Genomic DNA, 11,794 nt, shown 5'->3' with positions numbered 1-11,794 from the left:
AGTATAATAGTAGTCATTCATCAAATAACTAGGGAAGGTTATGAAAAAACATCTTATCGTTGCATCCATAGTCAGTTTGTTTTCAAGCAGTTATGCTTCTGCAAGCGAACCTCTTCACTACTACATTATTGCGAGCCAAGCGCAACCTTTTCAAATCGAAACTGACGGGTCATCTCACAGAGGAATTGTTTCAGATATTGTGGAAGCCGTGTTTGATGACAGCCAATATGAGATCAACTACCACACCTACCCTTTTAATCGAATGATCGACAAGCTCGATGCGAGAGAGAATCCAAACTGGGTTACCTATGGCAGCCCTAGTTGGGGGAATATTCAATCTGCGAACCTATCTGAAGACCCGATTTACAATGTAAAACACGTATTACTCAGCAGCGGTAAAAAGCCATTTGAGTTCAATACAATCGATGATCTCGATGGGAAAGCCGTGGTATTGCTGAAAGGATTTGAGTATCCGAACTTGGAACCTTATATCCAACAGGGCAAGCTCAACGAGATTCGAGTAAAAGATTACACTGCTGCGTTTCGTGTCCTGAACCGAGCACCTGGCGACACCGTGTTTGTGGAAATGGAATCACGAATCAAATACAACCTAAACGAGCAAAAACTGAGTATTGATGATTACCAGATGCAAGAGTTTGGTTCTGTCATCAATAACTACCCTATCCATTTGGCGTTTGACCCTGAGATGGATCCTAAACTGCAAAGCTTCATCAACCAACGCCTAGACCAAATGAAAGACGATGGACAGCTTGACGACATCGTACAGAGTTACTTATAGCACCAGCGTAACTTAGAACTTAGCAACGGATAGCTTAGTCACGTACGTTAACTCTCGTTGATGCCTGACTCTCTAAAACCGAAAAGGCCGCCCTGCTTCATACTAGATAGCAGGGCGGCCTTTTAAATGCGTCTAAGGGGTAATCATAAGCATGCCGCTATCTGAATCGACGAATCAGTGCGAAGCAATTAAATGCAGTTGCTGAGTGCGAAGCTGGTGACGCACTGCCATCAGAATCTTACCCAAATGGTTCTCGCCGGTTCCATCGCCGCCATCGCCCCAGAAGTGGTCTTTGTGCGAATGTTCTTTGATCACCGAATCTCCGGTATTGGTAAGAAACAGCGCAAACTGTGGATTCTGTCTGAACTTCTCGGTGACGATGAACTGCATCACTTCAACACGAATGTCATACCAATCTTCGCGAACTTGGTCTTCGTAGTCACGACTTAAAGAGAACGCTTCAGCAGGTGTACTGGCTTCCAAAATGGTATTACGTAGCGCTTCGGAGGCAAACTTCATCGCTTGATAATAATGTTCGCTGGTTGCCCAAACTTGATCACCTACCTTGATAGGACAAGCGGCAAAATTTGACAGGTATCCGTTCGGATCTTCGGGTTCGTAAAACAGCACTTCTTTAGCTTGAGCCACAGAATTAGACATAGCCTTCTCCTTACCAACGACATCGCATATTTTTGCTTTAACTTTAAAATTAGTGGCGTTGAATATGACTGTCAAACAACTTAGTTCAAGAGTATGCCATGTGCGTGTTTTTCATCTGAAAAGCGTAATATCACAAGGGATAGGCTAAACGGAACAGTGAGCCAAAGAATCAAGGAGTTGATTAAATCTGGATAGGAAACATGAAAAAACACTTATAAATCAAAGGGTGGCGTTGTGCCACCCTTCTAAATGCAATGGGGATTATTAGTGAATAAGACCTAGCTCCCTCGCTTCTTCCAGACTCAAACCGCTTTCTCTAATTTCTCTTAGAGTCTCGATACGACGACGAGCTTCAGCAGACTTCATTTTCTTTTCTGGTTTGAAAGATACTTCTTCTTCAGCATCCCACTTGTTTGCAATATTTGTCATTTCATCATGGTTGATAGAATTAATGGACATGTTTTCCTCCGAAAAGCACCATGTAATGGACAGGTAATCTGTAGCAAATGCTTTTTCGCTTGTTAAGAAATTCTGTACTGAAGTGTGATGATTCCGACGCTTCACAAAGCTAATTAATAAATGCCTCATTTAAACTTTGCCAAAGCCATTTTCTGCAATTATATTTAAAAGATTCCCCATAAGAAATGTGGTTTGATCCAACTCTCATTTTCCCCTCTTTCAATGCAATCAAATCCGTTAGCTTTCACATAGGCTAAGGCGAGATTTTCGGCTTAGCCGGAGAATAAGGCTGCGGGAAAAGCACCTGCGCACGATTGATGACCAAGGTTTACCCTGCGACAGAGGGAGAGATACTGTTCAAAGGCAGAGACATCTCTACTCTGAAAAGCCGTAAAGATATCTTGGATTATCGCAGCCGTGTGCAAATGGTTTTTCAAGACCCCTTTGGTTCACTCAATCCCACTCACACTATTGATCACCATTTAACGCGCCCACTTAAGATCCATAAACAGGTAGCCACTAAACAGGCTCTCACAGAGCGCCTCAAAGAGTTATTAACGCTGGTGGAGTTACCCATCGAAACGCTAGCCAAATACCCGCACGAGCTCAGTGGGGGCCAAAGACAGAGGGTTAACCTAGCCAGAGCACTGGCCGTTGGCGCTGAGGTTATTCTTGCTGACGACCCCACCTCGATGTTGGACGTTTCGATTCGACTTGGCGTGTTGAACTTGATGCAAAAAATGAAGCAAGAGTTAGGCATAGGCTTTTTGTACATAACCCACGACCTTGCCACGGCACATTACATCGCTGAAGAGACGGCGGTGATGTACAAAGGGCAGATCGTCGAGTGGGGATCAACCCAGTCGATCTTGACCAATCCACAACACCCGTACACTAAGTTGTTGATCTCTGCGGTACCAGATCCCGATCTGCCATTTGGCGAACTCTTCAAAAATGAGCCAAACTATTCAATAGACGCTGATCGTATTCGAGAGCAGAGCAGTGAAATACAGCATGAAATCAAACAAGTTTCTGATAATCACTTTGTAAAACAGTGGGATAACGTTGCATGAATGAACTAGACACTTGGTTAGAGCGGATCGGAGATTGGTACAAAGACCGAAAGCATGATCAAGTGGACCGGTTAGAACCTTTGATCTTAACGCCTCCAGATGCGCTCTGGGGGCCATTGATCACGGATGAGCAGAGCAAAGGCATCGCATGTTGGCTAGACGGATGCCTGAGAATCTTTACTTTCTATCGCCACCTCGCGGATTCATCGAATCCGGACTTGGCTTCGCAGGAGGCCAACAGCTCAAGCCATCAAGATAAAGCCTACCAATACCTAATGTTTGCCTACAGTAAGCTGCAAGCGGTGTCATGTGACCCAAAATCAGAAGCAGGATTGCAAGAGTGGTGTACACAGCGGCTACAACACTTGTGTGTATTGGCTTTGGAGTTTACGAACCAACAGCAAGAACCACGTTGGAAAGCAGAGTCTGAAAAATTGATCGAGTCGCATGTACGCTTTATGGCAACCCATCCCCGAAACGATGATCAAGGAATTATTCAACGCCATCTCCACTGATCAAGCCCTTCTCGATCAAGCATCAAATCAGAATCTCACCAGAGCTAGATCCGTAGAAAGCATGATCGAGCCTTGATCATGCTTCGGCGTTTAACTCTGTAAGCTATTGAATTTTAATGATTGACTGAATTTTAGGCAAAAAAAAGCGAGTCCCTTGGGAACTCGCAAAAATCTATTCAGTATGATGTAACAAAATATGAGCCAATCTATTAATCACAAGAAAGGACAAAGGTTGTCTATTCGGGATAAATAATAATCAACTAGATGCGCTACTTTGTCATCACTTTGTCATCACTTTGTCAGCGTTAGGTGCGATTTTAATCAGCACCTAATGTGTTCAAAACTATCCATTCAGCGACGGTAAAACAGGCTTATCGCGATAGGATAATGACTAGTGGCCAATCGCCATTTCATCGAGCGCAAGGAACACGTTTTCGTCTAAATGACCTTCATGAACTTGTTTACACACTTTACGACGCACCGCTAAACCAGAGATCAAACGTTCAATGGACAGATGTCGATTGCTGGTGCTATCTCGGTCGTTATATAGCTCAATCAAGCGACTCAGTGTTTCGTATGGGATAACGTCCTCCCCTACTCTCAACCAATCAAGCTTCTCAATGAGCTCTGAGCACTCTTCTTTGATTGAGGCATGTGAGTGCCCTGTCATAGCAGATAAAGCCGTTATGCTGCGTTCTAGAGCCTCTGCAGAGGTATATTTAGAGAGAGTAATCATGATCTCGTCAGCGTTGATCTCAACAGAGTGTTTACGCTGCTTAACTCGACGTCCCAATTTACCTCTTGGCGACGGTGCTTTACGCTGAATTGGCTCAAACTCACCGTCGATAATCTCAGACAGCTCTTCCAGTTTCTGCTTAGACACCATTTCGTTACGAAGTGGGTTCGGCAGCGTTGGTGCCATATTACGCTTACCTGCGTTAGTGGTACGCGCTCTTGAGTAACGTAATACTTCTTCCACATTACATTTGATATCTACCTGATAATCGGTCGTTTTCCCTTTTTCGATCAACGCGGTGATCGTCAAGTGATAACCCCATAGATTAACCAGGAAGGTATCTTCTTGATCCCCGACTTCACCCAATTTTCTGAGCTCGCGGATCAGATCCATCGAGAAACGACGCCAATCGATGTTACGCGCCAATTTCTGGTTGAGCTCACTGAGCAACATGCTATCTGAATGGCGACGTGCCATGCGGCTTCTAAAGTACGAATACATTTGGAAGACCAAGGTATGTTGCTTCAGGATTTCTGGCGGAAATAGGAAGAAATAGTCACGCGTCAGCAGCTCTTCGTAGAACGAAGGCTCCCAAACCAGGATGTATAGGTTCGGTTTAATGCGAATTTCGCCGTCAGAGCCTTCTGTAGGCGCTTCTTCCGATGCGGTAATGGTTCTAGCTAAGAATCGGAAACGATCACTCTTAAAGCCTTCTGGCATGTTCTCACTAAGCCAACGGCCTGTAAGCTCGTGCAGTTGGAAATCCGTGAATTCGATACGATCAATACTGTCGCGGATAGAATCACGTGCAGGGCCGCTGTCTTTCTTGCCACGTAAAGACAAAATATCAGTGATGTAGAGTGGTGTTTTGTTTGGCGTGTGTTTCGCGTCTAGATGGTAATCATCTTGGTGATGATCATGATATTGAACGGTGAGAGTGAATAACGCGAATAGCGTCATCAGATCGTCAACGGTCATGATATTTTTAGAAGATCGTGTCTCGATCACAGCGCGAGTGCCAGAGATCGAAACCATGGATTTCTGGTAGCTCTTACGAGTTCTAGGTGGCGCTAACGCTTGATCAATAATCCCCGCCCAATTGGTTGGCGAAACAATGAATTGATCCGCTTCATCTTTCATCGTTGGTGGGGTATTCAACCCATGTTCATTCAGTAAGCGCTTGTTTACTTTGGTTTGAGCTAGGGCTTTAGAGCGCTTTTGCTTTTCATTTTGCTTCACGCTTTCTGTTACTAAGCTGGTGGCACCCAGCACCGATATCAATTGGTTTGGGTTCACAAAGCGATGCAACATGGTTTTACCAGCAAGGCCTTCTTCAAAGCGAACGGGGATTTGTTTGAACAATCCGATATTAACTGCAGCTCTCAGCCTTTGCTGTAAGGCTGCGCGAGTGACTTGACCATCGGTTGATTCAATAATCTCAGTGGTGGAAACGTACCCGTCTTTACTGCTAAACCCACGAAGTGAAATTAGGTTAAGAAGCTCAACTATGCTTTTGGTGACACCTTTGAAGTGTTGATATTGTTCTATCCATTCAACGGCTGTTTCAGATACCTCAAATAAATGACCATCTTTGTGGCTTCGTGCCTTAATTAACAATTTCTCTTCTGGTTTCATTTTTGATCCGTATCACACTAACCGTAATTTCACTATAGTTCCTGAATGATAAAGAAAGAATGATCATAAATAAAGAGAATTTATTGGCTTTTAAATAACTGATCTTTTTGATTAATATGATCTTAAATGATTAAGTGATCTAATGATCTGGACGTGACTTTGCTTATAAGTGGCTGAATTTAAAGCATTAAAATAAACCGCCTTGGAAAGCATGATCATAAAGGTTCCGAAACTATGATCATTAAACTTAAGAAAGCATGATCACAGAACATCAGAACTATGATCATTAAGTCATTGTAAGCATGATCATTATTGGTTCGAAAGCATGATCATTATACTTATACAGCTTATCCACAGATCGGAATTCAACATCGGTTTCTAAGTCGCTTTTGACTTGTCTAAGTGGCCACTTGTGGTGGCCAATCTATCGGAACAATGATCAAGAGAGCATACTTTTTTATCGTTCCTACCCTATTGAGTGCAAAATTTAGTCTGTATCCGCTGGAAATGGATTGCTTTGATGTATTTAGAGCGGGTGGGTCTTAACTAGGAAGCATGATCATGAAATTGTCATGTTTGTGTATTCTTGGTCTGTGTCGATTGAATTTTCAATCATTGAGCCCTTATAGGCGTTGAATCCCCATTCCAAAAGCATTTGTCCGTAACTTAGTTCATAAATTACATGCTTCCGGAACTATGTTTACTTGATCATTTTTCCGGAGGTTGATCATTTTCAATGTGCAGTTGCTCGGATCAATATTGCTCAGTTTACGCCTTGATCATGCTTCATAATTTGGCGTTATCAATTATCTTACACTGGATGTGCTCCATGATCATTCTTCCGGTTAGGTTCCAATCCTCTGTTGTTTTTTGACACCCCATCTTCTCTTCTGTTTTGAATTTTTTGGTCATTGAGTGTTTTTTAATTTTTATTGGATTGAAAATCTATAAATTCGAATGCAAATCACACCAACCGTAATCTACGGTTGTATTTCAATCGTTCCGAAGGTTTTTCGTTGAAATTCCATTTACATTGTAAATAAGTGATGCTGTAACATTTAAAATGTAGACTAGAAATAGCATGGTTATACATGATAGAAACAGTCATTTTTGTGTTTGTCTAAGGCGATGTTTCATCAAATTGTAAAAACGCGGTCTATTTTATGTGATTTTACTCATAAATGTATGTTCATGTTTTTGTTGTGTTTGTTGTTAATCGCTGTACAATTTGTACTTAGTTAATCATTACGGAAACTGGCAATGAAAAGAGAACAAACGATTGATAAGCTCTATCAGCTAGCCGAACAAACTCAACAAGTTCAGGCTGACCGAATTGAGATTATTTTGGAAGAGCGAAGTGATGAACATTTCCCTCCAATGTCTAAAGCTATGATGGAGACTCGTTCTGGTTTAACGCGTCGTAAGCTCGATGAAGCGATCACTAAACTTGAAGCTGATGGCCATCAGTTCACAAAGAACAACGCTAATCATTACTCGATTTCATTGACAGAAGCTCACATGTTGATGGACGCGGCAGAAGTGCCGAAGTTCCATGAACGTAAGCAGCACGCTGACAATAAGCCATGGATTATCAACGTACAAAACCAGAAGGGTGGTACGGGTAAATCAATGACAGCAGTTCACTTAGCCGCTTGTTTGTCTCTGAATTTGGATAAGCGCTACCGTATCTGTCTGATTGACTTGGACCCACAGGGCTCTTTGCGTCTGTTCCTAAATCCACAAATTAGTGGGGCAGAGCACGACAGCATCTATTCTGCCGTCGATATCATGTTGGACAATGTGCCTGAAGGCCAAGATGTCGATCTAGAGTTTCTTCGTAAGAACGTACTATTGCCAACTCAGTATCCAAACCTGAAGACAATTTCTGCTTTCCCAGAAGATGCGATGTTTAACGCTGAAGCGTGGCAAAGCCTTTCACAAGATCAGTCACTTGATATTGTTCGTCTGTTAAAAGAGAAGCTTATCGACAAAATCGCCGATGACTTCGATGTGATTATGATTGATACCGGCCCGCACGTTGACCCTCTAGTTTGGAATGCAATGTACGCGTCGAACGCACTTCTGATTCCATGTGCAGCTAAGCGTTTGGATTGGGCTTCAACGGTTAACTTCTTCCAGCACTTACCAACGGTTTACGAAATGTTCCCGGATGACTGGAAAGGGCTCGAATTTGTTCGTCTAATGCCAACCATGTTTGAAGACGACAACAAGAAACAGGTGTCAGTTCTGACTGAAATGAACTACCTGTTGAATGACCAAGTAATGATGGCAACCATTCCAAGAAGCCGTGCTTTTGAAACCTGTGCTGACACTTACAGCACGGTTTTCGATCTAACGGTAAGCGACTTTGAGGGCGGTAAGAAAACTCTAGCTGTTGCTCAAGACGCAGTACAAAAAAGTGCTCTAGAATTGGAGCGCGTATTACATAGCAACTGGCCTTCACTTAATCAGGGATAACAACAATGGCAATTAAAACATCTGACTTAAATGCAAAGCTATTTGGTAAAGCAAACAAACGTCGCGTAGCAACACCACAAGAAGCGCAAACAGCGGCAAAAGAGCAGGCTCAAGTGATTGAGCTTTCTGTTGCTGGCGAAGATTTGGTTTCATTTGAATTGGTTCGAATTCCTGCGGCTGAAGTGGCTACTCGAACGGTTGTTTTTGAAGAGAACGCTCGTGAGCAATCTTTCTTAAACGAGCACGCGCTTTCTGATGTTCTTACAACATTGAAAGAACGTGGTCAGCAATACCCAGCGGTTGGTCGTAAGAACAAAGACGGTAAGATTGAAGTTCTTGATGGTAGCCGTCGTCGTATGTCATGTATTTTGGCTGACAAAGAGTTCCTAATCTATGTTGCTGAAAACATTAACGGCGAACACGCTAAATTCCTATCAGACGTAGCTAACGCTCATAAACCGCTTTCTCTTTATGAGAAGGGCAAAGAGATGCAAGCGAAGCTAGATAAAGGCGAAGCTGAAGACCAGAAAGCACTGGCGAAAATGTTCCAGTGCAGTGAAGCTTTGGTGAGTGGTGCATTGAAAGCAGCCGCTTTACCACTTGAATTGCTACAAGCTTACCCAAATGTGAGCGACCTTGGTCGTCCAACCATTGTTAAACTGCACAAGCAGTTTGGTGGATTGACGAGTGAACAGCAGCAAACACTGCTGACTAAGTGTGATGCTTCTGAAGGTTTTGTATGGCAGCGTAGCGAAGCTCAAGGCGTAACTCGTCTAACCAAAGACGTGACAGAAACTTTGGAAGGTTGGATTCTTGAATTGGCGCCAGCGCCAGCGAAGAAAGCTTCTCCAAAAGTTGAGCTTATTAAGGGCCGCGTATCATACAGCCGCAAGGGTTCAAACTTGGCGTTGAACCTTAAGAAAGTTGATGACGCAACAATGGAAGAAATCCTCGCCTTCGTACAATCGAAGCTCGACTAAGTCGACGACTTTTCATTACTCCTCTAAAGCCGCTTTATGCGGCTTTATGCGGCTTTTTATTTGGCTGTGATAAACTGTGTTTAGATGAATCTGGACGCTAACTATGACAAACCCAACCAACACTTTTCTACATACACTTTCTAATATTGCTCAGCATAACGATCACCGTTACGGCGTGGTCTTTGATGGCGATTTTGATTGGCAAAACTCTGCTGTTTTTACCTTCCTTCAAGATTCAAACACTCCGAGCATCTTCCAGGTTGGCGGTACGCCATTTGAAGGTGTGATTCATGCTCCAGTAAAAAAAGGCCAACAACTGCTTGGTCGTGAGTGCCAAGTTCTTGTTTGTGATTTTAGAGAGCAGTTCGATGCGAATGGTTTTAGTGCCGCGTTGGGTTCGTTAGTTGGTGGTGGGTTGTTGTTGGTGTTGCCGCCAAAAGTTAATGCCTCTGAAGATAGTGAAAGCTTTGGCCAACGTTGGTTAAAACGTCATTTCGATAAACTGATTTCTGTTTCACAACACAATGAAGCCGGCGATGTAGTTCAAGCAACTCACGCTCTTCCTCAGATGCAAAGCGCCCAAAACGGATTGGATAAATTTGAACAGCAAAACACGGCTGTTGAATTAGTCAAAAAAGTGGTGTCTGGACATCGTAAACGTCCTTTGATTCTCACTGCGGATAGAGGGCGTGGTAAAAGCTCGACATTGGGTATTGCCGCAGCGCAGCTGTTAGTTGAGCGTCACGGTTTTAATATTATTGTTACTGCACCTTCAGTGAAAGCGGTAGAGCCGGTATTTTCTCATGCTGGCCAAGGGTTAGAATCTTGCGAAGTGGTCAACGCTACTCACATTCGCCATCAAGGGGGAAGTTTGAGATTCGTCGCGCCAGATAAATTACTTAAATCCAAGCCCGATTGTGACCTTCTATTTGTTGACGAAGCGGCTACAATTCCAATTCCGATGCTTAAATCCATGGTCGACATCTATCACCGTATGGTTTTTTCGACCACGGTACACGGTTACGAAGGCAGTGGACGAGGGTTCGGTATTAAGTTTGAGTCTTGGCTTTCTGAGCATCGTCCGGGGTGGAAAGGCTTTAAGCTCGAACAACCGATTCGTTGGAATAGCAACGATCCGCTAGAAGCTTGGTTGTTTGATTGCTTTCTACTTGGTAATGACGCATCAGTCACTGAATCGGCGGTTGATGAACTCGATGGCTTTTCTGCTGACGCAATCAAAAAATTAAACTTAGTCGAGTTATCAAAAGCAGAATGCTTGGCTAATCCTGAGCAGCTACAACAATGTTTTTCTCTTCTTGTGGATGCGCACTATCAGACCTCGCCTAATGACTTAATGCAGTTTCTCAACAATCCAGCAATCCGTTTATACGCCGCTTGGCAGCAAGGTGAATGTTTAGGTTGTATGTTGGTGACGGAAGAGGGTGGTTTGGACAGCGAGTTGATTACTCAAATTCAACTTGGAAAACGCAGGCCTCAAGGTCACCTTGCTCCAGTATTACTGGCAAACCAACTTGGCTGTACTCATGCGGCGACCAGTCGTTGCCTTCGAGTGATGCGCATTGCTGTTTCAGCGCGTCATCAAGGTTTGGGTATTGGCCGTTGGATGTTGGCTCAGTTATCACAGCAAACCAGCCAAGCAGATTATCTCGCGACAAGTTTTGGCGCGACCAGCGAATTGATTTCTTTTTGGCGTGGTAGTGAATTTGAAGCTGTGCACATCGGCCACCAGCGAGATCAGGCCAGTGGCTGTCACTCGGTTCTGATGGTTAAGGCGCTTAACTCAAACTCTCAAGGCTGGATAAGCCAAGTTCAAAATCACTTCGAGCGTAGCTACTGTTTTCTTGTTTCAGGTTCTTTGGTTTCACTTGAAACCGATATGGTACGAGCGCTGCTGCCAAAGAGTGTTCACACTGTTAGCGAGTTTGAAACTCAGTTAGTTAGAAATTACGTGAACGGTGGCAACAGTTATGATGCGATCAGCTTCAGCGTACTGAACTTGATTCTACTCAGTAACGATCGAAACATAGGTATTTCTGACTTACTCATCGCAAAGGTTGTTCAGCAGAAAGAGTGGGGGACTTGTGTTGAACAGTTTAATCTTGTTGGTCGTAAACAAGCAGAGATTCAGTTTCGTAAAGATGTCGATGCTCTGTTAGCAAATTTACAGTGTAAATAGGCTAGCCATCATTTAAATAGACTGACCGCAACAAATTAGATTTACAGTGTAAATTAGAATATTGGATTTACACTGTAAACTGAAGCTCCATATTGAAACCCGTTTTTACCCTGATTATCTGTTACATCATTTCTGTTTTATCTCTCCAGTACAGCCTTTAATCTTCTAAAGCTATTCGCCTTTACTATCTAGCCTTACATCGAATCAACATTCAATCGCACGAAATATTCTGAAAAAATATTCCTATGTATTTGTAAAGGCG

General features: G+C 43.3%; 8 protein-coding genes and 1 pseudogene. 6 read left to right on the top strand and 3 right to left on the bottom strand.

Translation table 11 applies throughout. The features are described from left to right. Positions 1 to 40: 40 nt before the first annotated feature. Entirely contained in the window at positions 41 to 799 is a 759-nt protein-coding gene (locus tag AB6E52_RS02485) for an ABC transporter substrate-binding protein (protein ID WP_019823349.1), read from the top strand. A gap of 174 nt (positions 800 to 973) precedes the next feature. Here AB6E52_RS02485 and AB6E52_RS02480 read toward each other — a convergent pair whose 3' ends face one another. Then, positions 974 to 1,534, bottom strand: coding sequence for an NADAR family protein (locus tag AB6E52_RS02480; RefSeq protein WP_050643559.1), 561 nt, complete (start codon positions 1,532 to 1,534; stop codon positions 974 to 976). A gap of 189 nt (positions 1,535 to 1,723) precedes the next feature. Continuing rightward, positions 1,724 to 1,918 (bottom strand): hypothetical protein, encoded by a 195-nt coding sequence (locus AB6E52_RS02475; protein WP_017061218.1) that lies wholly within the window; start codon positions 1,916 to 1,918, stop codon positions 1,724 to 1,726. Positions 1,919 to 2,103: 185 nt separating this feature from the next. Between AB6E52_RS02475 and AB6E52_RS02470 the strand changes: the two are divergent. Together AB6E52_RS02470 and AB6E52_RS02465 are read left to right on the top strand one after the other, a co-directional pair. Continuing rightward, positions 2,104 to 2,991 (top strand): annotated as a pseudogene (locus tag AB6E52_RS02470) (ABC transporter ATP-binding protein). Continuing rightward, positions 2,988 to 3,506 carry a transcriptional regulator gene (locus AB6E52_RS02465; RefSeq protein ID WP_102320933.1) on the top strand — a complete coding sequence of 173 codons (519 nt, stop codon included), beginning with the start codon at positions 2,988 to 2,990 and terminating at the stop codon, positions 3,504 to 3,506. Before AB6E52_RS02470 ends, AB6E52_RS02465 begins: the two are co-directional and overlap by 4 nt. Before the next feature lie 391 nt (positions 3,507 to 3,897). On the opposite strand, the gene AB6E52_RS02460 is transcribed toward AB6E52_RS02465, so the two are convergent. Next, positions 3,898 to 5,877 carry a replication initiator protein RctB domain-containing protein gene (locus AB6E52_RS02460; RefSeq protein WP_017071247.1) on the bottom strand — a complete coding sequence of 660 codons (1,980 nt, stop codon included), beginning with the start codon at positions 5,875 to 5,877 and terminating at the stop codon, positions 3,898 to 3,900. Positions 5,878 to 7,137: 1,260 nt separating this feature from the next. Between AB6E52_RS02460 and AB6E52_RS02455 the strand changes: the two genes are divergently transcribed. From AB6E52_RS02455 to AB6E52_RS02445, 3 genes are all read left to right on the top strand, one after another. Continuing rightward, positions 7,138 to 8,355, top strand: coding sequence for a ParA family protein (locus AB6E52_RS02455; RefSeq protein ID WP_017061213.1), 1,218 nt, complete (start codon positions 7,138 to 7,140; stop codon positions 8,353 to 8,355). Positions 8,356 to 8,360: 5 nt separating this feature from the next. Further along, the gene (locus tag AB6E52_RS02450) at positions 8,361 to 9,335 is read left to right on the top strand and encodes a ParB/RepB/Spo0J family partition protein (protein WP_017061212.1); all 975 of its coding nucleotides are present in this window, start codon (positions 8,361 to 8,363) and stop codon (positions 9,333 to 9,335) included. 103 nt (positions 9,336 to 9,438) lie between these two features. Continuing rightward, on the top strand, positions 9,439 to 11,532 hold the full coding sequence (locus AB6E52_RS02445; protein ID WP_102320932.1) for a GNAT family N-acetyltransferase: 2,094 nt from the start codon (positions 9,439 to 9,441) through the stop codon (positions 11,530 to 11,532). Positions 11,533 to 11,794: the final 262 nt, after the last annotated feature.

Source organism: Vibrio sp. 10N.247.311.13 (assembly GCF_041467595.1).
In the GTDB taxonomy this organism is placed as follows: domain Bacteria; phylum Pseudomonadota; class Gammaproteobacteria; order Enterobacterales; family Vibrionaceae; genus Vibrio; species Vibrio crassostreae_C.
This window is presented reverse-complemented; position numbering and strand designations above follow the sequence as displayed.